Below are 23,958 nucleotides of genomic sequence, written 5' to 3'. Positions count from 1 at the left end.
ACCAAATGATTTTTATCATTTGGTTTTTTTAGTTGAATATTTTTTATTTTAATTATTCCCAATCTGCCATAATTGCATCTAGAAACACTTCTTCTCTATTATTATTCCCATCAATTGGCGAGGTAAATATTTTATTTTCAGAAACACCATCATTAGAAGTATTTACATAAATTATTTCTGCCTCATTTGGAGAAAATCGAGGATCTAAATCGTTAGTACCTATTGGTCTTGATGTAAATATTTCTGTTTCCGTCATTGTTAAAAAATTATACTTAAAAACTTTATTACTCAGTCTTCTATAACTTAATGACTGAAAACCACTTACATCTTTAGTGTAAATTAATAAATTACCATCTATAGACAAGTTTAAACCTCCCAAAGCTCCAGCACTTCCGGACACCACCGTAGTTAATACATTTCCGCTCATATCAATGGTATAAATAGCCCCATCGTAACCCTCAGAATTATTTGTTCTTAGCGCTATTTTTGTTCCATCATCACTCCAATCACACTCGGTTATTAAATGTCCATTTGTAGTTTTATACAACATTTGAAGACCACTACCGTCTTTATTAATCATATACAATTTATCAAAACTTGGATAAATAAGTTTATCTCCAGTTGAAGACCAAGAAAAATCTACTTCGTTTAAATCAAAAGTATTAATAGGTATATCTGAAGTTACTCTTTTTACATCGGAACCATCTGGTTTCATGGTAAAAATATGAGCCTCGTTATTAAATAGTCTTAAAAATGCAATTAAGTTTACAGTATTATTTTTTCTAGGCCTCCAAGAATTTGTATTCGATTCTGTTAATTTAACGGTATTTATTTCATCAAAATCTTCATCTAAACTCGATGAATAAATTACATTATTCCCCCCTTCAACTCTTACATAAGTATACCTGTTATCTGGATTCCCTTTTATAGTAAATGAATTTGAACTGCTTAGAACTTCAGAATTTATATTATCCGTTACCGCAACTTGCCAAAAGTATTTTTTTCCAAATTTTAAATTAGAAACCACGTAAGTGGTATCAGAAAGATTTTGAACTTTAATGACATCATTATTAAAATCATTTTTAATCTCTAATCTATATGTTAAATCATCATCATCTACACTAGCAGAAGACCAAACCAATTCAACTGAATTTTCAACATCAACAACACCATCAATAGGCATTAATAAAACTGGACTTGTTGGTGGAATATTAAATGCAGTTTCTACCTGCATTTCAAAAATAACATTAACGGTTGTTCCCGCTTCTAAAGAAACTGGCTCAAAACTATTTAGAAACCCCTCTTTTGAAGCTTCTACAGAATATTCATTTACAGGAACTTCATCATAAAAAAATTCTCCGTTAACATCTGTAAATGTAGTATTATTTGTGGGTGACAAAGTTACTTTTGCATTCTCAACAGGCTCAAAATTGCTTGATTTCACAACCTTTCCTGTAACTTTCCCAAACTCTACAGCACCAATTGTAGTCTCCTCACCACAACTAAACAATAGGCTAATAATTACAAGAGTTAATAATTTTTGTAAGGTTTTCATACTAATTTATTTTTTAAAAATAGAAATTAATTCCTGCTCTAACATGCCAAATTTTATCATTTTTCTCTCCTCTAACCAAACCTTCTAAATTGTCTGTTGATAGAATATTTTGCTCCCCTCTTAATATTATTCCCAATTTATTAGTAATAAGATATTCTAAACCAATACCGTATTGATATTTAAAGTAATTATCACTTAAATCCTTACTAGAAATAGACCCCACACCAAGATAAGCATAAGGAGTTATCTTATCATTAGGGAGTAGATAGTATTCAAAATTGACACTAGAATCATAAACTGTTTTTTCAAATATATTTTTATTAGAAAGCGTAGTAGAACCAAGCCCTAAAGAAAATGCAAATCTAGATTTGTTTAACATGAATTTAAGCAGTAAATCTGTTCCTAAACCGAATTCTGCATCAGAATAATCACCAACAATTTTAGAAACCCCACTAACAACACCAACGCCTACCTTCCCTCTTCTAGACTCTTCTTTTCTATTATATAATTCTGTTAACTCTGCCTCTTCTTGCTCTTCCTTATAATTCTTTTTTACAAAATCTACAACTTCTTCTCCACCAGCAGGCTCCCATATGCCATCTATAATACCTTCTGTAATTAACAATTCTACTGCCTTATCAATAGCTTCTTTTACGGCTAATTGAGCTGGCTCATTTTTTGTAATCCCTGTTTCTGCTTCTAATAACCTTCTTAAAGACACGTATTTAAATAGATTTGCAGAAAGACCTTGTGATAAAATCGTTTTAGAGACATAAACATTTTTAAGAATCTGGCCTGTGGATGTAGAAACAACTCTTAAATATACCGTAATTCTATCTTGACGATATTCACCTGAAGCACCAACTCCAAAGTAACGCAAACCAGAACCACCTGTAATAATATTAGAATCGTAAGACACCACACCACCTTCTACAATATAATTTGCAAATAATAATGGCGGCATTTTTATAGGCTTATTATCTCCCGCATATTCTTGACGAGTATTTCTAATTATTTGCCTTTCATTTAATAAATTACCAATATTCTCTCTTTCAATTGGTTTAAACCAATTAGATTCCTCTAACGACTTTAACAACATAGAAGTACCTCCCTGCGTAACAGCTGTACTAAAAGTAGAACCATTTTCTACTGGCTTATATTGACCAGTTTGATCTCTAAATTTATACACTCCAACTACAGTTTTATTTTTTGGTAAAAAACCTTTTATAGACATTTCCGGTGATGAATTTTCTCCGATTCTAGCTCTAGACTGGTCTAAAGGTTGATTAAAATAAGTTCCACAACTCGAAAAAAAGATTGCTATTAGGAAATAGCATAAAATAAAGTACTTCCTTTTCATAGATTTTGTTTAATTGTTTGGAATAGTAATTTGAGTTTGTTCTCCCGTAGACGTATTTAAGATACTTACACTTAAACCACCAACACCAGGATTAACCTCTACAACTAAAGAACCGTAAACATAGGTTCCTTCTGACAAGCCTTGACTACCAAATTGTTCTTGAAACAATCCTTGAGAGAGTGAGTTTAATAATTGTCTATTTAAATTATCTGTAAAATTCTCTATTTCTGAAGATTGACTAAATAGACTTGAGTTCTCCTCTACAAAATCATTCTGAGCATTAGCAGAAGCTAACAACTGTTGATACGCAAAAGAATCACCACCTCCAAAAAACGGGTTTATCGATTTATAAACCAATTGTTGTGAAAATGAAAAACTAGTAGCACAAACAAACAACACAATAAATAATATCTTTTTTCTCATAACAATTTTATTTACATTTTACTTTTATTTCTTAACTCTCCTCTTTGTTTAGCATAAAAATACAGTCGTTCTAACGCCACTCCTACATTCGATTTTAGAAATTCTTCATCTGGTCTAGAAAAAAACTCATGTATTTTAACTTCCTCTACCTCAACGAGAATAATACTCGTTCTTCCCATACCTGGTTTTTCTTTTATTTTTATAACAAAAGGATATTTTATACCAGATAACAAATAAGATTGATAAAAAAGATCATGATAATCTTTACCTATTTTAGTGATCGCTTCATCTACCACTATCCCTTTAAGAAAAAAATCTTTTTCAGTTGTTTGATTAGCAACTTTTTGCTGTTTATTTTTAGGCATTATCCAAAGTGAATCTTTAGATATTAATTTTTCGTTATATTTAATAAATAAATAAACTTTTAATTCTTCGCCTCCATTTAAGTTAACCCTTATAGTGGAAACTTCCATATTTTCATTGGGCTTAATAGAAAATTCTCCAGACTGTCTATTATTAGAGTAATTCCCTCCCTTTCCTTTTTTTAGTGCTATTAAGTTATAAAACAACTTATCTATGTGCAACAAACCATCATTATTTACTTCTGCTTTTAGAGTAATAAAATTATCTTTTTTATCAGCATTAATTTTTCCGTAAACATCATTTTCAGATTGACTAAAACCAACGCTACTTTTTAAACATATAATAAAAAAAACAATTTTAGAAAAATGCATTTAGTAATTTTTAATAATAAGTGCCTGATTATTGCTGTTTTGAATTATAGCAGCTCCGTTTATCATTGAATTTGTACCGTAAATCTGTAACGAATTAGAGTTTCCTTGTTGATGAACACCAAAGTTAATAGGACTACTATTATAGTAATTAATAAAACTATAATAATTCTCATTTCCTATTTGATTTACATTCTGAGATGTTTGATTTGAACTCTTTATATCTGCAGTATTATCAAATCCAACCTGATTAAGCACCACACTATTTATGTTCCTGGATTGTTGTTGAAATAAGGTATTTTGATTATTTCCATTTATCAACAAATTATCATTACCCATAAGAAAAGAAGCATTAAATGGACTTAACTGAGAGAAATTATTAGAAAAATACGTAGGCAACTTTTCTTGTTGTGCAGAAACCTCAGTAATATATAAACTACACAATAAAAATAGAAGAAAACACCATATGTTTTTATTTTTTTTCATGATAGAAGGTGTTAGAAGAATAAGTAAGGAGGAAACCCCCTCCTTACTTATAAATTAAGTTAATATTTTAATGTTTTTAGTTACCAATTTGCTCAACACAAGCTTGATTAGCACCTCCACTTTGCATAATTGTACTCATATTGCTAGATAAGTTAGCTGTTTGATTAACAATTGCTGAGTTTCCAGGAGTCCAAGCATTTATACCTGCAACATTAGTCTGTGTAATTGCACTTGTATTACTTCCCGCAACAGATGCTTGTGTAACACAAGCTAAGTTACTACCTAACCATGGAGTTCCAACAAAAGTTTGATCAACTGTAGAAGTATTAGAATAAGTACTTCCTGCAACAGATGTTTGGTCTTCAGCAGAAGTATTACCTATACCATTTTGAAGAGAATACGCGTCATTATTACTTCCCCTTTGCACTTGTTTTGCTTCGTTAAATGTACCTGTTTGGTCTATTTCTGCAACACTTCCAGCTACACCGTTAGCCATACTGCTTTGGTCTTGTTCTGCATAATTTGCACCTAAACCAAGTAAACCAGTACCTACCTGCGTTACAGTTGCTGTGTTATTGTCATAACGTTGTTTTTGAAACGAAGTGTTTAAAGTCCCTGTTTGAAAAGCACTTGTAACATTATCTTCCGAGTACCCAACACCTACGTCTTGTTTAGCAAAGTTTTCATATCCTCTTTGCTCAACCACACCTATATTACGGTCTCCATCTTGCTTAACATCTGAATGGTTTCTAACACCTTCTTGATAGACTCTAGAATTATTACTATCTCCTCCATTACCAACACCCATATTCTTACCATCCTGATCTATTATAGAGTAATTTCCATTTCCTATTTGATAGGCATTCGCGGTATTTAGAATACCTTTCTGAGTGATATCACTCGTATTATCCACTGCTCCTCGTGGTCCAGAATTGATTTGAGAAAAAGAACAATCGTCACAATTTGCTTGTGGAGTTTGCGCGAAAAGCGCTCCTGTAGCTAAACACATAGCCATAATTACTAATTTTTTCATGATAAATAATTTAAATACGTTAGTTAAAAATTAAGCATATCAAAATCTATTCGAGATAAATTGAATATGATATACTACAATAAATTTTTAGGGGTAATTAAAATTATTAGGGATAAAATGTTAAGTTATTAAGTATAACTTTTCATTTTCAGTCAACTCCATAAATTAAGAGTTGTTGTAAACTATATAGTTTGATCGATTCTTTGTTTAAACAAGTCAAATATAAGAATTATTTATCTAATTCCAAAAATAAAATAAAAACCCTAAACAAAATAAAAACACAAACAACTAACAATCAGCACCATAAAATCTAAAAAAACAAGAAACACGAAACAAAAACAAGGGAAAACACCTATAAAAGTAAGGGTTAAAAATGAATAATTATCATCTTTAACCCTTACTTTTTAACAGATAAACAATTTAACACCTGTTTATTTAGTAAATAACAACTCTCTATATTTAGTAAGTGGCCATAAATTATCATCAACCAAAGTTTCTAATTGGTCACAATGATACCTTATATCTGTAAAAAAAGGTTTTATTTTATTACTATAATGCGCTGCTAATTTAAATCCAGAATACTTATTTACTTTCACTTTTTCAGCTTCCATTTTTATTACCAAAGCATTAATTTTAGTAATATGGTTAGAAATTAACATAATTAATTCTAATTGTTCTTTGGCTATAATTTTATATTCATCTCCAAAAATCTCTTTCAAGTTCTTGGTGTTTTCTAATAAAGTATTCTGATAAATTATAGCTGTAGGCACTACTTGATTTCTTGCAATATCAGCCAAAACACGTCCCTCTATTTGTACCTTTTTAGCGTACGATTCTAAATCAATTTCATAACGAGCTTCTAATTCTACTTTGCTCATTACCTCCATTTCTTCAAATAAAGAGATGGTTTTCTCAGAAACTTTTGCTTTTAAGGCTTCCGGAGTAGTTTTATAATTTGTTAAACCTCTTTTTTTAGCTTCTTTTTCCCAGGCTTCTCCATAACTATCACCATCAAAACGTATTGCTTTAGAATCTTTTATATACTCTCTTAAAATATTAAAAACAGCTTCATCCTTTTTAAGATCCTTTTCTTCTATTAAAGCATCCACCTCAATCTTAAATTCTTTTAATTGTTTGGCAACAATAGTATTTAAAACTGTCATAGGTATCGCACAATTTGCTAAAGAACCAACAGCTCTAAATTCAAATTTATTTCCTGTAAAAGCAAAAGGAGAAGTTCTATTTCTATCTGTATTATCTAATAATATCTCAGGAATTTTACCGATAATATTCAGCTTTAAATCTGTTTTTTCTTGCGGTGAAAGCTTTCCTTTAGTTACATTTTCTAATTCATCTAAAACTGCAGATAATTGCCTACCAATAAATACCGATATAATTGCTGGTGGGGCTTCATTGGCTCCTAATCTATATTCATTACTTGCAGACGCTATTGAAGCTCTTAGCAATTCTTCATAATGATACACTGCTTTAATTGTATTGATAAAAAAGGTAAGAAACTGCAAGTTCTTCATTGGTGTTTTACCCGGACTTAACAAATTAGTTCCGTTACCTGTAGACAAAGACCAGTTATTGTGCTTTCCAGACCCATTAATACCTGCAAATGGTTTTTCATGAAACAACACCTTAAATTTATGCCTTCTAGATATTTTTTGCATCACATCCATTAGTAATGAATTATGATCAACTGCTAAGTTAGCTTCCTCAAAAATTGGTGCTACCTCAAACTGATTTGGAGCAACTTCATTATGTCTTGTCTTAACAGGAATACCTAACAACATACATTCTTGCTCTAAATCTTGCATAAAACTCATAGCCCTTGCAGGAATAGTTCCAAAATAATGATCATCAAGTTGCTGACCTTTAGCAGGCGAATGGCCTAATAATGTTCTTCCTGTAAACTGTATATCTTGTCTAGCAAGCACCAAAGCTTCATCAATTAAAAAGAACTCCTGTTCCCAACCAAGGGTAGCACTTACTTTATTTGCATTTTTATCAAAATATTTACAAACAGCAGTAGCATGTGTATCTATAGCTTGTAACGCCCTTAATAAAGGAGTCTTATTATCTAAAGCCTCTCCTGTATAAGCAACAAAAATTGTTGGAATACATAATGTTGTTTCATAAATAAAAGCAGGAGAAGTTGGGTCCCAAGCTGTGTACCCACGAGCTTCAAACATATTTCTAATCCCTCCATTCGGAAAACTTGAGGCATCTGGCTCTTGCTGAACCAATTGTTCTCCATCAAATTTCTCCATAGCCAAACTTCCATTTATAGACTCAAAAAAAGCATCATGTTTTTCTGCTGTAGCTCCTGTAAGCGGCTGAAACCAATGTGTATAATGCGTAGCACCTTTAGACATTGCCCAATCTTTCATACTTACCGCAACTTGGTCTGCAATTTTTCTATCTATTTTAGTACCATGATCAATTGCATTCATTACACTTTCGTACGCTGCACGTGTAAGATACTGTTGCATAGCATATTTATTAAATACATTCTGACCAAAAAGTGTTGATCTTTTTTCATTTTGAATCACTTTTATAGGTTTTCTACGTAGTGTTTCTTGCAATGCGTTAAATCTAATCCTTGACATATTAGTAATATTTTCTACTTATTTTTAACTTTATACAAATATACCCTTTCAAATTTAGGGATAAAATTATTTTTTAGCTATTTTAAATATTTTACCCCTATTTTTTTTGATATCTAATGAAAATATTTGACTTTTGTAGGACGAACATTACATAAACATTATATATTATGGCAAAAATTAAATTAGAATACATTTGGTTAGATGGTTATTTTCCAACTCAGAATATGAGAAGCAAAACCAAAGTTGAAGAGCATGATGACTTTAAAGGCACAGTTGAAGAGTTAGGACTTTGGTCTTTTGACGGTTCTTCTACAAAACAAGCTTCTGGAGGAGCATCTGATTGTATTTTAAAACCAGTAGCTATTTATCCAGATCCAACACGTATCAATGGATGGTTAGTAATGAATGAAGTAATGAACGCAGATGGAACTCCTCATGAGTCTAATGCACGTGCAACCATAGAAGATGATGATAACGATTTCTGGTTTGGGTTTGAACAAGAATACTTTATAATGAATACAAGTACAGGGTTACCTTTAGGATTTCCAAGAGGTGGTTACCCTGCTCCACAAGGGCAGTATTACTGTTCCGTAGGAGGTTTATATACTCATGGTCGTGATTTAGTTGAAGAGCATGCAGATTTATGTATTGATGCAGGCTTAAACTTTGAAGGAATTAACCAAGAGGTTGCTTCTGGACAGTGGGAATACCAATTGTTTGCAAAAGGAGCAAAGAAAGCAGGAGATGAAATTTGGGTATCTAGATATTTATTAGACCGTTTAACCGAAGGTAAAGGAATGTACATTGAGTACCACCCAAAACCATTAGGAGATACTGATTGGAATGGTTCTGGAATGCACGCAAACTTCTCTAACTCTATTTTAAGAGAATGTGGTTCTAAAGATAAATATATTGAAATTTGTGAAGCTTTCCGCCCAGTAGTAAAAGAACATATTGAAATTTATGGTGAGTTTAACGACCAACGTTTAACTGGTAAGCATGAAACTGCTGCAATTACAGATTTCTCTTGGGGAATTTCTGATAGAGGTGCATCAATTCGTATTCCAATTATCGTTGTAGAAAAAGGATATAAAGGATGGTTAGAAGACCGTCGTCCATCTTCAAACGCAGATCCATATAAAGTAGCTGCTAGAATTATTAAAACTGTTAAACCAATAAAATAATTACTAACAGTATAAAATCTTAAAAAGCACTTACAGCAATGTGGGTGCTTTTTTTTATATAATTATTTTGGGCGTTACCAAAGGTCGGGCTATCCGTTATATCTTTTTAAATTTTTGCTATCGCTAAAATTAAAAAAGGATACCACCTCTATCCCTAACGCAAAAAAAACAGCCCCCTTAAAAAACAAAGAGTTCAGTATTTTTAAATACCCAAAACAATTACTTCTAAGAAATGAGAAACAATATTAAAATAGAATACGATACACAATGTGGTTGATTGTTACGTATAGCTTGAATGAATCAATAACTGTAAACCCTTTTACTTAAGAAATAACAAAACCATCTTAAAAACCAGTTACTGCAGGTCTTTTTAATATTACAACAAACAACCAATTGATTTCATCACATGACTTCCCAAAAATAACAGCATTAAAAAAGACGTATTAAAATCGTTATTACTCCAAAAAGAAAACTTAAGTCATATTGGCAGAAAAAACGCTAACAAATTAATGATAGCGTTTTTCTTATATAAAAGCATTACTTGACCGCTACTTAAAGAACCAAATAAATAAACAAGATATATCCTAAAAATAAAAAGACTCCTTTAAATCTATTTAAAACGAACTTCTTAGGTAAAAATACTAGCAACAATAAAACAGCTGCAAAGCCTAACATCCAAAAGATATCTCTAGATAAAATTTGTGCTTCTGTAACAGGTATTTCTTTAATAATAGCTGTTAAACCTAATACAGAGGCTATATTAAAAATATTAGAACCAATTAAGTTACCTAAAGAGATTGCTTTCTCCCCCTTTATAGCAGCAATAACAGAAGCAGCTAACTCAGGCACACTTGTTCCAATAGCAATCATTGTAATAGAAATAACACCTTCACTAATTCCCATATTCTGTGCAATATCTTTTGCCCCATTAACTAAAAGTTCCGATCCAAAATAAAGTGCAACACCACCTATTAATAACCAAATAAAGATCTTCCCATAACCAATTTCCGCAAGGGAATCATCAACCTCTTCAATAGAAATATCTTCTTTTCTTGCACTTCTTATCAACACAAATAAGAAAACAGCTAAACCAACTAAAAGAATAATTCCCTCTATTTGTGTTAAAACATTATCGTTCCATAAAAAATAATATAAAACCAAAGAAAATAACATCATTACAGGCCAATTCAACTTATAAAAATCTTTACTAACCGCAATAGGTCCAATTATAGCTGTAATTCCTAAAACCAAGCCAATATTAGCAATATTAGAACCAATAACATTATTTAACGCTATGGCAGGAGAACCATCTAAAGCAGCTTGTAAACTTACCAATAATTCTGGGGCAGATGTAGCAAAAGAAACCACAGTCATACCAATTACCATTTTAGATATACTTAACTTAAAAGATAAACCAATAGACGATCTCACCAAAAACTCACCGCCAACAACTAATAAGATTAATCCAATAATAACATAAAAAACACTCATCAATTTTAATTTTTGACGAAGATACATTTTTATCACTTTAAGAAATAAATAAAAAATGAAAAGCCAAAATTTTATAATTTACAAAACAGATTTCCCTTTGTTTTAAAAAAACGAAACTAGATACCCCATTAAACACTTACACATAAAGACAATAAATAAACATAAACATTACAATAAATAACATAAAACAAGTAAATAAACTTACATATTAAAACAAAATAAACTTTTTAAGTTATAAATAGAAAATCAATTTGATTAATAATTAATAGTTCTCTTGGAAACAAGCATAGAGTGGTTATATATTGATAAAACAATTTCGAAATTGACCTAAATTACTAACCTTAAAACCCAAACTATTATGATTCTTATTATAACTAAATTCATCAAAGACCTGTCTGATATTATATTTCTAATTTTATTATAACAAAAAAATAACAGAACTATATATGAAGAGAGAAAAAAGTAGCTTATCTTTAAACAACTCAATCTTTAAACGCTGAGTTGTTTATTTTAGTAAATTTGAAAGCTAATTTACGACCAATGAAAAAACAAGTTTTTAAAACACTTGCAAAGATTAACAAATTGATTTTACCTTCCTTTACAAAAAAAGGACTGGATATTTCTAAAGCGTCTAAAATTCAACTAGCTATTATTGGATGGAGAGCTTTTATAACTAAAAATTCATTAACCTAAAAAAAACAATATTATGTCAGAAGATTATACAAAAGTGTTTACTGATAACTCTATATTAGTAAATGGACTACAATCCTTATTAAAAGAAGCAGGTATTGACTCTGTAGTATCAGACGGAGTAGAATCTGGCAGATTAGCTGGTTTTGGTGTTCCATCTAACTCTGTAGAACTATTTATTTTAAAAACTGACCTAAAAGAAGCAGAACCAATCATTGATTCTTTTAAAATTAAAATAAATTCATAAAAAAATGATAATTTCCTTTCCGTTATCAAAAAATGATATTATATTCGCACCCGCTTAACGGCCATGTGGCGCAACTGAATAGCGCACTTGATTACGGCTCAAGAGGTTCTAGGTTTGAATCCTAGCATGGTCACCACTAAAACCAGTACTTTCCAACGATTTGGAAATTACTGGTTTTTTTTATTTGCCCACAATTTGCCCACTTTTCTAAAATTAAAGGTATTCACACTCAAAAACTTATTTTTTTTTGTGGTATAAACACTTTACTTCTCTCAACTAATAGCAAAAAAAACACTGTAAAATAGTTTGATAAAATTAGTATTAAAGCCTTTATATTTAACAAACCTTTAACTGAACACTCTTAAATCATCCGCTAATTTTGCAATAAACAACAACAGCAAAACATGAAATACTTACTACTTATTAGTTTCTTATTAACCTCTTTTATCAATACCACGAAAGCTCAAAATAAGCCTGCATATCAATTATTTAAAAGCGATGGAAAAGTTGCTAATTATGATAAAATGATTAAAGATCTTGCAGATAGCGATATGGTATTTTTTGGCGAATACCATTACAATCCTATTGCACATTGGTTGCAACTAGAAGTAAGTAAAAATTTGTTTGATATTAAGGAGATTCTTTATTTTTTGGAGCAGAAATGTTAGAAAGCGGAAATCAATTTGTTTTAAATGAATATTTATCAGGATTGTATCCAGAAAGTAAAATGCTTCCTGAAATGACACAAATGTGGAACAACTATGACACAGATTATAGACCTTTAGTTGAATTTGCAAAAGAAAACAAACTTCGTTTTATTGCAACCAATATTCCTAGAAGATATGCTTCTTTAATTAGTAAAAAAGGAATAAATGCTTTAAAAGAATTAAGCCCAGAAGCATTAGCTTTAATTGGTCCTGATTTAGAAACCTATTTTGACCCTACCGTAAAAGCGTATGCAGAAATGGCCGATAATATGGGTGGTCATGTACCACCAAATATGTTAAATATACAAACTGCCCAAGCAGCAAAAGATGCTACAATGGCGCATTTTTCTCTTAAAAACTTTAAAAAAGGAGATTTACTACTTCACATAGAAGGCTCTTACCACTCTAACTACCAACAAGGAATTATTTGGTGGGTTCATAAAATTCAGCCAGGTTTAACCTTAAAATCAATTACAACGGTAACAGTATCTGAATGGAGTAAATTAACACCCGAAGAAAAAGCAAGTATTGCTAATTATATAATTGTAGTTGCAGATAATATGACACAAACAGAAAACTAATTTTTAAAAATTAGTTTTTCTATTCAATAAAAAAATCCCAGAATAAATTCTGGGATTTTTAATAATCAATAATTAAAAAAGGGGCGATAATTTTAGTCTATTCTAGTCCCATTCTCTTCAAAGTACAAAACATCTCCAAACTTCTCAAGAGTACCTTTTAACTCAGAAACTTTACCTTTAATATATATCACAGATTTAAACGGATCTATATATTTTTGAGACATCTCCATCATATCATCCACACTTACCTCATAATATTTATCAACCTTACTTTGTAAATAATCATCAGGAAGATGATATACATCTTTTTGCATTGCAAACGTAATATAAGGAATTGGTGATATTGCATTTAAAGACCGTGTGTAACTACCTATTAAGCTATTTTTCGCTATTTTTAAATCAGAAGTACTTACTTTTCCATTTCTTAATCGCAACATTTCTAAAATAATATTCTCTACCGCATAAGCTGTTTGATCGTTTCGTACCGTTGTAAAAACAGATCCCCTACCACCTACTGCGGATGTGCCTACAGAAGATCGTATAAAATAACAAAGTCCTTTATCTTCTCGTAAGTTTTTATATAAATATGATAATTGACTTGCACCAAAAATTTCATTCAATACCTCAAGTTTAATATCATCTTTAAAATAAGTATGTGCATCACCTAAATGCCATCTAAAAGAAATATCTGACTGAACTGCATTTGGCGCATTTACAACTACAATTTTCCTTCTTTTAATAATTGAAGTTTTTTTATTTAAAGGACTGTCTTTAACATACGGTTTTCCAGATTTCCAATTCCCAAAATAACGCATCATTAATTCTTTACACTCTTTTTCTGTAAAATCTCCAACTACTACAATTAATGAATTATAGGCTAAAATTCTATCATTTTTAAAATTTTCAACATCATTAATTGTTAAACCTTTAAAGTTTGCAATTGCCTTGTTTTTAATTTCAACAACCTTCTCTTCACTGCCAAATAGTAAAGAGTCGATAACTTTTCCTACTGAAAACTCTTTTTTACGTAAAGGTAATTTTATTGTTTCCTTACCTTCTTTTTCTACTTGATCTTTTTGCTTCTCGATTATATAGGCATCCGAAATAATTGGATGAAATAAAGCATCTACATATACCTCTAATAAAGGATCTATATCTTCTTTCATCCCTTTTATAGTACCTCCAAACATATTTGCATTAGACATAGCACCATAATAACTAGTAATGGAATCTATTTCTCCATTAGGGTATTTTTCTGACAACCTACTTGAATACGCTTTGTTTAAAATTTTCTTTTCTGCTAACCTTGATTCTTTATCATAACCGGGTAGTTCAATATTTACTGAAATGGTGAATTTTGGGTACTCTTTTACGGGAGCCAAATAAACCCGAAGTCCGTTTTCTAACTCTATAGGAATTAATTTACCTACATTTAATTTCACAGGTTCATCTGCTTCCGGCGGCATAGAACGATCTACTTGTGCAAGAGACGAAAAACTGCAATAAAGAGCGAAAAGTACTATATAAATGTTTTTCATTTTTAATCAATTATTCTGGATGATACACAATTACGACGCTATTATTTTTATCTAAATATTTTTTAGCAACACGCTGAATATCATCAGTTGTAACTTTATTAAAATTTTCTATCAGGCTTTTAATATCAGTTGTTTTAGGATACAAATGGTAATAATTACTCACTTTATCTGCAAATGTTTCTGCATGATAAAAGTAGTCTACATAAGCAGATTCAAATTTCTTTTTAACCTTTTGTAATAAAGTAGTATCTACAGGAGTATTTTTTAAAAGCGCTATTTGTTGCTCTATTTTTTGAAGTAAATATGGCTCGCTATTTTTATTTTTAACAGTAGCAGTTATCCGTAACGTACTTTCTTTTTCCCAAAAATCAGAAGAAGCTTTTATACGCTTAATAATGGTGTCTTGTTTTAAATTTAGATGATTCTCAAAATAAGAATAATCGCTATCTCCAGATAAAATAGCCGTTATTATCTGCATTGCTGGAGCATCTGCATCACTTTGTGCCATTAACGGATACCCGATTACTATAGATTCTTCTTTTAAACCTTTTACAGTTCTTTCTGTATGTTTTTCGAGCCCTGAGAGTCTATTAAAATTCTTAGGTCTTTTTATTTTTTTCCCTTTCGAAATGTCTTTAAAATAAAGTTTGATCCATTTTTTAGTTTCTTTAATATTAATATTTCCAGAAACTACTAAACAGGCATTATTAGGAATGTAATAGGTTTTAAAAAATGCCTCAAAATCTTCTTTAGAAGCCACATTAAGATCGTTCATAGAACCAATCATATTGTGCCCGTAAGTTTCATCAGAAAACATTTTAGACATCATTTCAAAATAAGAATTACCTAATGGTTTATTGTCATAACGCATTCGTTTTTCTTCCTTCACAATTTCTCGTTCACGATTAATTCCTTCTTGCGTTATAACGGGATGTAACATTCTTTCCGACTCTACCCAAAGTCCTAATTTATACTCGTGAGCAGGTAGTAATTGATAATAGTACGTAACATCGTAATTGGTGTACGCATTGCAATATCCACCAGCATTTAAAATAATATTTTCTAATTCTCCTTGAGGGATATTTTTTGTTCCATGGAATAAAAGGTGCTCGTAAAAATGAGCGTACCCGGTTTTGCCAATTTCTTCATTTTTAGAACCTACATGGTATTTTGTACCAACAATTACATTAGGTTCGTTTATATCTTTATGAAGAATAACATGCAATCCGTTTGCCAAATCATATTCTTCAAAATGAACATTATCCATCTTTTGACTCCAAATAAAAAGAGGAATACAAAAGATCATTAGATTAAGTAACTGTTTCATTTTTATATTTAAGTTATTAATTCTTTAGGACAGAAAACATATTAAAAGTACAATTTAAGCCCTAAAACTAAGCTTAGGTAATCATCGTTTTTAGACACATAATTCACTGTTTCATTAGATAATGTTGTCGCTTTCCAATAATCTCCCGTGATAGAACATTCTAATTTATTTTCATTTTTAAGTTTTACATCAAAACCTAATTTGGTCTTAAAATTAAAAGAACTTGTACCCGTATAATCTGCAACGCTATTACCAATCCATTCTACGTAAATATTATTAGCCGCAAAAGGATCGTGTTGCATATCTATAACATGATGATATAACCCTGAAAGGTTGGTAAAAAATGCCACTTTGGTAAAAATATCTTTATGCAAACCTAGCGCTACTGTAGGCTCTAAAAATTGATAATCGAATTGATAGGCATAGTTTAAATCTAACTGCTCTACATTAGCATATTTTATACCCAAGCTTACTTTATTTAATAATTGTTTATAAAATAGAATGTTTGCTTCAGTTTTAAAATTATAGTTTGTAGCATTAAAGTTTTTAGCATAATACGCACCTGTTTCTTGCCAAACTTTACCTTTCCCTTTTAAATATTCCGCATTCAAATTTATTGACAATAAGCTATTTTTACGATACTGATTAAAAACAACATTAAATTCTTGATTTAAAAAACTATACTTGGTTAACTCATCATTCTCTTCTACTCTTACAATGTTTTTATCAATCCATCGCTCAACACCATATTTGGTAGTACTTTCTACAGATACATCCCAATTATTTTGTTTAAAAAGCCAGTGTAATTGCAATTGAGGAATGACTCTTTTGGTTTCAAAACCATTATCGATGTTTTTTATATAAGAACCTAAACCTGTGTTTAAGTAATAATTTGCAGTAAGCTCTGTATTGTTTTCCGGAAACTTGTTTCCTAGTTCTGAATCTGTTTTAAAAAACGCTGTACCTAAAGCAACACTAAGTAAATGTTTTTCGTTAAACTGATAACTCGCAGATAATTTTCCATTAATCTTTAAAGCTGTTAACTCATTTCTAGTATCAGTTTTTCTAAAGTAAAAATTGGTATCATAATTTAAATATCCTCCTAAACTAAGTTTAGAATTTACTTTATGAGCCGCACTTACTTCAAAATTATAATTCTGATGATTCCACAAACCTGTTGTTTTCTGAAAAAAGTAATAAGGAGAGTTATACTCTGTAATACAATAAGTTAAATTGTTTTCTACATCTTCAATTCTAGTATTTAAATATTCTAAACTACCATAAAAAGTCCAATCTGTATTTTCTAAATTTGCTAAAGAAGCGGTCTTTGCAAACAATCCGTTTTGCTTTTTATATTCTTGCGGATGTCTTAATTTTCCTTCTCCATATAAATACCTCGCTTCTCCGTAAGAAAATTTACCAAGATTCGCTTGATTGATTAACGACGGAATTTGAAAATACCTGTTTTTAAATAACTCGAATTGAAAGTCTCGCTCAATAACAGACAAACTATCTATAGTTGCTGCTTTTTGAGAAAAAGTTCCGAACACACAAAACAATAAAGAGAATGCTAAAAACATTCTCTTTATTATTACATGGTTTAATTTATTAATTATTGTAACCATATTTATCTGGGAAAGCAATTGCTTCAAAATCTACTGTTGAATTATTTGTGTCTAATAAAATAGTTCTACCAAAACGAGCAGTTGCTACTTCATCAACTTTTCTTCTAGAACTTAATCCTGTATAAGAAATTGCTCCATCAGCAGTTAAATAACTATATCCTGCATCTAAAGAAGAAGGCATACGTTTAAAATCTGCAGCTCCAGAATTATCTAAAATATCTACACCATCAACTACATTTTCAATAGAAATTTTCATTAATTTAGAAGTACTTGTAGATCCTGGTGCTGTATAATCTACAACGCCTGAAGTATCAAAAGTAACATCAGCACTAACTAAAACAATACTTGCTGGTGTTGATAATCTAAAGAAATTAGTTCCTTCAAACATATAAATATTCGTCATGTTTGGTACCGCTGGATTGTCAAGCTCAAAGAAAGCATTACCTGCACGTCCTTGTGCTTCTAACCAATCTACAGAATAATGCTCTAAGGTAGCATCTGTATTATCTAATTGTGCATCTGGCGCTATACTTCCTTCTTTAAAATTGATAGCGTTTAAAGCAATTACAATACTTTTACCTGCTTCTACAGGGTAATCTGTACCTGAACCTGGTATTTGACTCATTACATCTGTGTATACATAATCTGTATCTGTTAATACAGTATACACTGATGTGTCTCCTGTAGCTCCTGAACCACCAAATAAATTAGCGATATACATACCATCTGCATATAAAGTCTCTGATGAATTATTGAAAATCTCTACAAACGAATCTTTAAATAAAGTAATGTAACCAGACCCAGCTGTATAAACTTCTTTAATTACCAATCCTCCGTCTTGATTAACTGCATTTACTTCTACAGATGTTGCAACAGTTTCTTGTCTTGTAACTGTAACATTATTTGCAGTACCACTTAACGTATAATCTTCTGTTGCATGTGCTACAACTACAGTGTAAGTTCCAATTGAAATATCAGAAAAAGTAGCTAAACCATTAGCATCTGTATTCATAATTAAAGTAGAGTTATCTACAGTCTGCGTAATAGTTACATCTATATCTGCTAAAGAAATATCATTAAGACCACTTGCCAATGTAACTTGAACTTCTAAATTTCCTAAATTAGGAATATCATCTTCACTATCACAACTAATTGCTACTGATATTAACAGAAATAATGCGATTAATTTTGTTAATCCTACTCGTTTTAAAATTGTTTGTTTCATGTTTTTGTTTTACGGTTATTGATTTATTTTTATTTGGTTACTATTTAATTAATAAGGTTACATTAAAGCCTACAGATATTTTATTATTCAATTTTCTTCTACTTCCTAAAAACTCATAAGTTGGGTTGTTCCAAGGAGCATTATTTGCATAAAAACTAAACGAATGACCTTGCTTAGATTCTTTACGTATCTGTAAATTAAAATTGCTATAAAATGGAGTTGCTGTTGTTGTAAAAGAGTTTTCGTCTTTTTTTAAGTCACTAAATTCTGCATTAGCTCTGTCTTCTAAAGGAATATCAATATAGTTTCCGCTAACATCATAATATGCAAATGGATATAAACTTGCTCCTATATATTTGCTACTTTCTTTAAAGTTTAGTTCTGCAGAAAGGGTTAAAACAAATCGTAAAGCAGGTATATGTTGTATTAGTGTTAAGGTACCGAAACTTCTAACTGCCTTTATTAAAGAGTTTTCATAGACACCATATCTTACAGAATTATCACCTACAACATAATTAGACTTATTAATATCAAAACCTTTGTCTGTTACTACACTTTCTAAATAACTGTATCTAAAATTAAATTGAGTGTTTGTTGCTTTTATTTTCTGCGGACTCAAAGTAACCTCTAGACCATCTGTAGATTCGTAATAATTATTATTCATCACTTTTACCGTTCTAGGAATGTTGTTTACTTCTCCTGTAGGCGCTACAGTTGGTTGCTCTCCTGTAGGCGCACTAACTACTTCGTAAACAGCTTTAGGCAACAATAACAACTCATCTGTCGTGTTTATTCCTCTACGCATTTCTTTTTTAAAATACGTAAAATTGAAATTCATAAAAGAAGGAGCCCAATCGAACCCAACTTCTTTTAAATCAGAATAATTTGGATTTAAATGTTCATTAGTAGGTTGATACACATACGTAGTTACTACCGCTAAACGTTCATCAGGATTTTCTGCATAGTATTGAAAATTAATATAATCTATATATGATTTACCAGGATATAACTGAATCATTGCTGGCGCTTTATAAGAAACTCCCCAAGCAACTTTTGCTGTAAAATCATTATGTTTTGATGAAAACGACATTCTTGGAGATACTAAATTATAACGCTCCAACATATAATCATACCTGAGCCCTAAATTTAATTGTTGTTTAGAGGCTTCTCCCGTACGTTTTATAATTGTTTGATGATAAGCAGAAAATGTTTTAGAAGCCGGAATTTTCTCAAAAGTTGCAGATCTACTTCCTGCAACATCTTGGGTATGTACAATATTTCCTGTTGCAACTCTACCATTACCCGTATTATCATCAAAAGAATACTGTAAACCTGTTTCAAAATTGAAGTCTAAATTTCTAAAACTAGCATTTTGAGAAGCATCAATTCTTCCATTGATATTTATTGGTTTTCCCTCTATATCTCTTATTTGATTAAAGGCACTAGGAGAATAAGTAGTATTATAAGTACCACTGTCTAATGATTCTATTATAGGAAAAGGACCATTAATAATATAAGTATCATAAAAAGAGTGTTGGTTTACAACATTTCCACTAAAATTATAATTTATTTTCCCTAAAACGGATGAAGAAAAATCTCCAGATAACGTTAATTGATAAGAAGTACTTTTAACATCTGCATCGTTTTTAAAAACTTCTTCTGGTTCATGACGATTTCCATCATCTGAATGCCCAACTCTAAATGATGTAAAATGATTCCATTTTAAACCTTTAAAAACTGGTAATTTCCAACGCAATCCTAAGTTAAAACTTTGGTAAAATAATTTACGTTCTGTTGGTGAACCCGAAGAATAAGCATACGATAAATCTGTATTTAAAACTCCAAAATCGTTTAACTCATACCCTTTTGCTACCGATGCTTGATAATTGGTAGACGTTACATTTGTAGATACGATATAAGGTGATTTACCAACTTTACTTTTTACTAAAATTCCTCCGGAAGATAAATTACCATATTTAGGAGAAGCTACACCTGCAATAACTTCTACAGATTCTACATTTGCTAAGGTGATACTTCTTAAATCTACACCACCACCAACAACAGATTTACCTCCATCTAAAGTTGATGAATTTCTTGCTTGCATATTAGCATCTGTACTAATTGCAGCTCCATCTAAAATAACTGCCGTACCAAAAGAATTAGAATTTGAAGTGACAGCACTTCGTATATTGGCTTGCTTTTTTGTTGTTAAATTAGACTGCTCTATTTTATTACCAGGAAGCAAACTTAACACATCAGATAAATTCATTGCCTGAACCTGTTTTATTGCCTGACTTCCTATTTTATAAGTAGAACTTCCTTCTCTACTTATCGTTTTTTTTGCAACAACCACAACCTCATCTAACCCTAATAAATCTTCCTTTAAAGTTATGTTGATATTTGATAAATCTTGTTGAGTTCTTAAATCGAACTCTACAGTTTTAAATCCTAAAAGACTTATCGTTATCTTAAAATTTTTATGAGGTAATTCCATAGAGAACTCCCCTTTATTATTTGTAAAAGTTCCTAAGTTTAAATCTGCTACGATTACATTAACATCTGCCAATGGCTCGTTATTTACATCAACAATTTGACCTCTTATTTCTACTTTTCGAGAAGTTGGTCTTTTTTCTATTACAATCGTATTGTCTTTAAACAATTCGAAACTATAATACCTTTTAGGTATTGCATATAATAACAACCTATTTGCCTTTATAACACCTTCATTTAAGTGTACTGGAGGCAATCCTCTAAACATATCTGAACGATAAATAAAAGTATAATCTGTTTGCGCTTGAATAATGTCAAAGATTTGATCGACAGTTACGGTTATTTCCTTCTTTATTTTAATTTCCGCATTCTGAGAGATTACGTCTATAGAAGTAAAACTAAATACTGTAGAACAAAATAATAAAAATACTGTCCTCATAATTAAAGTTTGAGTTTGCTTTTTGAGCCACTCTTGAGTAAAATTAATTTTCATAAATTTGTAAACTATTAGTTAAACTTTTTAATTAATATTTAATGGGGGATGAAGCTAGAGTACTTTGAGCGGTATTTACTTCGTCCCTTTTTTATTTTATAATTATTTTATAATTATCTACTTTGTAATTTAAATTGACATTTCTTTTAATAGGTATTAAAATTTCTTCGAGTGTCATTTTTCTACTTAAAATACCATTGAACTTAATTGTTTCAAGTTTTTTGTTTTCAAAAACAATATCAACATCATACCATCTAGATAAAACCTTCATAATTTCTTTTAAAGACTTATTCTTAAAAGAAAAAACACCCGATTTCCAAGCTGTTTCATTATAAATATTTACTGTTTTAACAGCTATATCACCAGTTGTTTTGTTTAAAACAGATTGCTCACCAACTACTAAGTTCTCTTTAAAACTATTATTGCTTACAGCTACTTTACCTTCTGCCAACGTTGTATAAATGCTAGTTTCGTCTTTATAGGATTTTATATTAAATTCGGTTCCCAGTACTTCTACTTCTTGTAAATTAGACAGCACTTTAAAAGTTGCTCCATGATGATTTTTACTAGACGACACATCAAAATAAGCTTCCCCATAAACAAGTTCTACCTTACGAGATTCTCCTTCTTTAAAAAAAGTAGGATATTTTAATTTAGTTTCAGAATTTAACCAAACTTCTGTACCATCTGCTAAAACTACATGAAACTCGCCTCCTCTTGGTGTCGTTAAATAATTATATGCAATTGTTTTAGCTCCTGTTTTATTAGGTGTAATTTCTTCTTCAACCTTATACACAATCTCTTCTCCATTACTTGCTACAGAATTGTTGGTATATGTTTTACCTTCTTCTAAAATGATATCAGAACCATCATCTAACGTTAGAGTTGCTTTATCTACACCAGAAGTTACCGTGGTTACAAAAGTGTTTAAAACCTCTTCTGTCTGTTGTTCTTGATTGTAAAACGTATACAGATAAGAAAACATAAAAACAACTACTGCAGCAGCAGCATATTTAGACCAAATAGGTAGAATTCTTACTTTTGATTTCTGTTTCGCATCTAAAGTTTGCCTTAATTTTTTATAAGCTGCATCTAGATCTGGTTTATTCATTATTGTATCAATATCATAAGAAGCTTTTATATATTGTTCAAAAGTCTTTTGATTTTTTTCTTCTTTTAACCACAACTTCAGCTCTTCTAATTCTAAGTTGGTAATTGTATTGGCTATATATTTTATAATTATTTTCTTCAACAGATTGCCTCTTTTATTAAATTTACACTAACATTACGTTCACTTTCCTTTAAATCCTTAGTCAAAATCTAATTATTTTTATGATATTTGTTTTTTCTTTCAAAAAACCCCTCCAATTAATTTGAAAAATTCTCTAGACGACTCATTGCTAGCTGATAATATTAAAAAAAATGATGAAAAAGCATTTCATATACTATTTGACCGCTATTATAAAAAACTTGTAGACTATGCTTTCACTTTTACAGGTAATCTACAAGAGGCAGAAGACATCGTACAACAAACCTTTATAACATTATGGACTACTAGAAAAAAAATAGATTCTAAAAAATCGATTAAAAGTTATCTATACCGAATTACCCACAATAGCTATATAGATACCTATAGAAAACAAAAGCATAAAGAAAGTTTTTTTGATGAAATTAAAGAACGTGCTTTAAGAGATCGAATTAATGATGATGACGAAATAATAGAACTGCGTATTTTATAATTAAAGGTTGTAGTTGATGCTTTGCCAGATAAGTGTAAAGAGATTTTACAAATGGATAAGTTTCAAGGACTCAAATACAAAGAAATAGCAGACCAATTAGACATATCCGTAAAAACAGTAGAGTCTCATATGAATACTGCGTTTAAAAAAATACGAAAAGCTTTTAAAGGTGACGATTTCTTTTTATTTCTTCTCTATAAATTTATGCGCTAATTATTAATCTCAATGAAATCGCTTTTTTTATCAACCTATATAGTACTTACTTCTTATTAAACTTTTCTATTTTAATTTGTCTTTTTTTAATCTAAATAAATCTTTACATCACCCCATATTCGTAATATTTCGTGCAAATATAATTTATTATTTTTATTTAGACTTAATTTAAATAATAATTTAAAGATTTTATAAATAGAAAAGA

19 protein-coding genes, 1 tRNA gene and 1 pseudogene are annotated in these 23,958 nt (G+C 30.4%); 7 read left to right on the top strand and 14 right to left on the bottom strand.

Translation table 11 applies throughout. The features are described from left to right. Positions 1-52 precede the first annotated feature (52 nt). The 7 genes from WG945_RS13940 to WG945_RS13910 all read right to left on the bottom strand — a co-directional run bounded on the left by WG945_RS13940 (position 53) and on the right by WG945_RS13910 (position 8,203). Positions 53-1,555 (bottom strand): carboxypeptidase regulatory-like domain-containing protein, encoded by a 1,503-nt coding sequence (locus WG945_RS13940; RefSeq protein ID WP_068451031.1) that lies wholly within the window; start codon positions 1,553-1,555, stop codon positions 53-55. Between the two features lie 13 nt (positions 1,556-1,568). Next, positions 1,569-2,915, bottom strand: a complete 1,347-nt coding sequence (locus WG945_RS13935; protein ID WP_068451034.1) for a CsgG/HfaB family protein — start codon at positions 2,913-2,915, stop codon at positions 1,569-1,571. 9 nt (positions 2,916-2,924) lie between these two features. Beyond that, a complete protein-coding gene (locus tag WG945_RS13930) occupies positions 2,925-3,338 on the bottom strand; it encodes a curli assembly protein CsgF (protein ID WP_068451037.1) in 414 nt (137 codons plus the stop codon). Between the two features lie 11 nt (positions 3,339-3,349). After that, a complete protein-coding gene (locus WG945_RS13925) occupies positions 3,350-4,072 on the bottom strand; it encodes a CsgE family curli-type amyloid fiber assembly protein (RefSeq protein ID WP_068451040.1) in 723 nt (240 codons plus the stop codon). Continuing rightward, positions 4,073-4,513, bottom strand: coding sequence for a hypothetical protein (locus WG945_RS13920; RefSeq protein WP_231874681.1), 441 nt, complete (start codon positions 4,511-4,513; stop codon positions 4,073-4,075). It abuts the gene before it with no gap. Positions 4,514-4,631: 118 nt separating this feature from the next. Beyond that, positions 4,632-5,588 carry a hypothetical protein gene (locus WG945_RS13915; protein ID WP_068451046.1) on the bottom strand — a complete coding sequence of 319 codons (957 nt, stop codon included), beginning with the start codon at positions 5,586-5,588 and terminating at the stop codon, positions 4,632-4,634. A gap of 431 nt (positions 5,589-6,019) precedes the next feature. Further along, positions 6,020-8,203 carry a glutamine synthetase III gene (locus WG945_RS13910; RefSeq protein WP_068451051.1) on the bottom strand — a complete coding sequence of 728 codons (2,184 nt, stop codon included), beginning with the start codon at positions 8,201-8,203 and terminating at the stop codon, positions 6,020-6,022. 167 nt (positions 8,204-8,370) lie between these two features. On the opposite strand from WG945_RS13910, the gene WG945_RS13905 reads away from it, so the two are divergent. Beyond that, on the top strand, positions 8,371-9,387 hold the full coding sequence (locus WG945_RS13905) for a glutamine synthetase beta-grasp domain-containing protein (RefSeq protein WP_068451053.1): 1,017 nt from the start codon (positions 8,371-8,373) through the stop codon (positions 9,385-9,387). Between the two features lie 552 nt (positions 9,388-9,939). On the opposite strand, the gene WG945_RS13900 is transcribed toward WG945_RS13905, so the two are convergent. Further along, the gene (locus tag WG945_RS13900) at positions 9,940-10,878 is read right to left on the bottom strand and encodes a calcium/sodium antiporter (protein WP_068451182.1); all 939 of its coding nucleotides are present in this window, start codon (positions 10,876-10,878) and stop codon (positions 9,940-9,942) included. Positions 10,879-11,418: 540 nt separating this feature from the next. Between WG945_RS13900 and WG945_RS13895 the strand changes: the two genes are divergently transcribed. The 5 genes from WG945_RS13895 (at position 11,419) to WG945_RS13875 (ending at position 13,103) form a co-directional block, all read left to right on the top strand. Continuing rightward, positions 11,419-11,571: an SsrA-binding protein gene (locus WG945_RS13895; RefSeq protein ID WP_068451056.1), complete on the top strand. Its 153-nt coding sequence runs from the start codon at positions 11,419-11,421 to the stop codon at positions 11,569-11,571. Positions 11,572-11,584: 13 nt separating this feature from the next. Beyond that, positions 11,585-11,815, top strand: coding sequence for a putative signal transducing protein (locus tag WG945_RS13890; protein ID WP_068451059.1), 231 nt, complete (start codon positions 11,585-11,587; stop codon positions 11,813-11,815). Between the two features lie 59 nt (positions 11,816-11,874). After that, positions 11,875-11,951: transfer RNA gene (locus WG945_RS13885), tRNA-Arg, on the top strand. A gap of 268 nt (positions 11,952-12,219) precedes the next feature. Then, positions 12,220-12,483 carry a ChaN family lipoprotein gene (locus WG945_RS13880; RefSeq protein WP_262501965.1) on the top strand — a complete coding sequence of 88 codons (264 nt, stop codon included), beginning with the start codon at positions 12,220-12,222 and terminating at the stop codon, positions 12,481-12,483. Next, positions 12,477-13,103, top strand: a complete 627-nt coding sequence (locus WG945_RS13875; protein ID WP_262501966.1) for a ChaN family lipoprotein — start codon at positions 12,477-12,479, stop codon at positions 13,101-13,103. Before WG945_RS13880 ends, WG945_RS13875 begins: the two co-directional genes overlap by 7 nt. 92 nt (positions 13,104-13,195) lie before the next feature. On the opposite strand, the gene WG945_RS13870 is transcribed toward WG945_RS13875, so the two are convergent. From WG945_RS13870 to WG945_RS13845, 6 genes are all read right to left on the bottom strand, one after another. After that, positions 13,196-14,641 (bottom strand): M16 family metallopeptidase, encoded by a 1,446-nt coding sequence (locus WG945_RS13870; protein WP_082864270.1) that lies wholly within the window; start codon positions 14,639-14,641, stop codon positions 13,196-13,198. A 10-nt stretch (positions 14,642-14,651) separates the two neighbouring features. Continuing rightward, complete coding sequence (locus tag WG945_RS13865) at positions 14,652-15,968, bottom strand: M16 family metallopeptidase (protein WP_068451063.1); 1,317 nt, start codon at positions 15,966-15,968, stop codon at positions 14,652-14,654. Positions 15,969-16,009: 41 nt separating this feature from the next. Further along, on the bottom strand, positions 16,010-17,593 hold the full coding sequence (locus tag WG945_RS13860) for a DUF6850 family outer membrane beta-barrel protein (protein WP_068451065.1): 1,584 nt from the start codon (positions 17,591-17,593) through the stop codon (positions 16,010-16,012). Beyond that, positions 17,577-18,818, bottom strand: coding sequence for a DUF4876 domain-containing protein (locus tag WG945_RS13855; RefSeq protein ID WP_068451068.1), 1,242 nt, complete (start codon positions 18,816-18,818; stop codon positions 17,577-17,579). Before WG945_RS13855 ends, WG945_RS13860 begins: the two co-directional genes overlap by 17 nt. 40 nt (positions 18,819-18,858) lie before the next feature. Then, a complete protein-coding gene (locus tag WG945_RS13850; protein WP_197482099.1) occupies positions 18,859-21,747 on the bottom strand; it encodes a TonB-dependent receptor in 2,889 nt (962 codons plus the stop codon). A 145-nt stretch (positions 21,748-21,892) separates the two neighbouring features. Beyond that, positions 21,893-23,053: a FecR family protein gene (locus tag WG945_RS13845; protein WP_082864271.1), complete on the bottom strand. Its 1,161-nt coding sequence runs from the start codon at positions 23,051-23,053 to the stop codon at positions 21,893-21,895. 121 nt (positions 23,054-23,174) lie between these two features. Here WG945_RS13845 and WG945_RS13840 point away from each other — a divergent pair. Beyond that, positions 23,175-23,753 (top strand): annotated as a pseudogene (locus WG945_RS13840) (RNA polymerase sigma factor). The last annotated feature ends 205 nt before the right edge of the window (positions 23,754-23,958 follow it).

The sequence above is a fragment of the Polaribacter atrinae genome, assembly GCF_038023995.1.
Lineage (GTDB): Bacteria > Bacteroidota > Bacteroidia > Flavobacteriales > Flavobacteriaceae > Polaribacter > Polaribacter atrinae.
This window is presented reverse-complemented; position numbering and strand designations above follow the sequence as displayed.

What these genes read in the sequence shown, in the direction of transcription:
- WG945_RS13905 (WP_068451053.1), top strand. Translation starts at nt 8,371, where the DNA reads ATGGCAAAAATTAAATTAGAATACATTTGGTTAGATGGTTATTTTCCA.
- WG945_RS13855 (WP_068451068.1), bottom strand. Translation starts at nt 18,818, where the DNA reads ATGAAACAAACAATTTTAAAACGAGTAGGATTAACAAAATTAATCGCA.
- WG945_RS13910 (WP_068451051.1), bottom strand. Translation starts at nt 8,203, where the DNA reads ATGTCAAGGATTAGATTTAACGCATTGCAAGAAACACTACGTAGAAAA.
- WG945_RS13900 (WP_068451182.1), bottom strand. Translation starts at nt 10,878, where the DNA reads ATGAGTGTTTTTTATGTTATTATTGGATTAATCTTATTAGTTGTTGGC.
- WG945_RS13865 (WP_068451063.1), bottom strand. Translation starts at nt 15,968, where the DNA reads ATGAAACAGTTACTTAATCTAATGATCTTTTGTATTCCTCTTTTTATT.
- WG945_RS13850 (WP_197482099.1), bottom strand. Translation starts at nt 21,747, where the DNA reads ATGAGGACAGTATTTTTATTATTTTGTTCTACAGTATTTAGTTTTACT.
- WG945_RS13915 (WP_068451046.1), bottom strand. Translation starts at nt 5,588, where the DNA reads ATGAAAAAATTAGTAATTATGGCTATGTGTTTAGCTACAGGAGCGCTT.
- WG945_RS13875 (WP_262501966.1), top strand. Translation starts at nt 12,477, where the DNA reads ATGTTAGAAAGCGGAAATCAATTTGTTTTAAATGAATATTTATCAGGA.
- WG945_RS13890 (WP_068451059.1), top strand. Translation starts at nt 11,585, where the DNA reads ATGTCAGAAGATTATACAAAAGTGTTTACTGATAACTCTATATTAGTA.
- WG945_RS13935 (WP_068451034.1), bottom strand. Translation starts at nt 2,915, where the DNA reads ATGAAAAGGAAGTACTTTATTTTATGCTATTTCCTAATAGCAATCTTT.
- WG945_RS13860 (WP_068451065.1), bottom strand. Translation starts at nt 17,593, where the DNA reads ATGGTTACAATAATTAATAAATTAAACCATGTAATAATAAAGAGAATG.
- WG945_RS13930 (WP_068451037.1), bottom strand. Translation starts at nt 3,338, where the DNA reads ATGAGAAAAAAGATATTATTTATTGTGTTGTTTGTTTGTGCTACTAGT.
- WG945_RS13870 (WP_082864270.1), bottom strand. Translation starts at nt 14,641, where the DNA reads ATGAAAAACATTTATATAGTACTTTTCGCTCTTTATTGCAGTTTTTCG.
- WG945_RS13925 (WP_068451040.1), bottom strand. Translation starts at nt 4,072, where the DNA reads ATGCATTTTTCTAAAATTGTTTTTTTTATTATATGTTTAAAAAGTAGC.
- WG945_RS13940 (WP_068451031.1), bottom strand. Translation starts at nt 1,555, where the DNA reads ATGAAAACCTTACAAAAATTATTAACTCTTGTAATTATTAGCCTATTG.
- WG945_RS13880 (WP_262501965.1), top strand. Translation starts at nt 12,220, where the DNA reads ATGAAATACTTACTACTTATTAGTTTCTTATTAACCTCTTTTATCAAT.
- WG945_RS13895 (WP_068451056.1), top strand. Translation starts at nt 11,419, where the DNA reads ATGAAAAAACAAGTTTTTAAAACACTTGCAAAGATTAACAAATTGATT.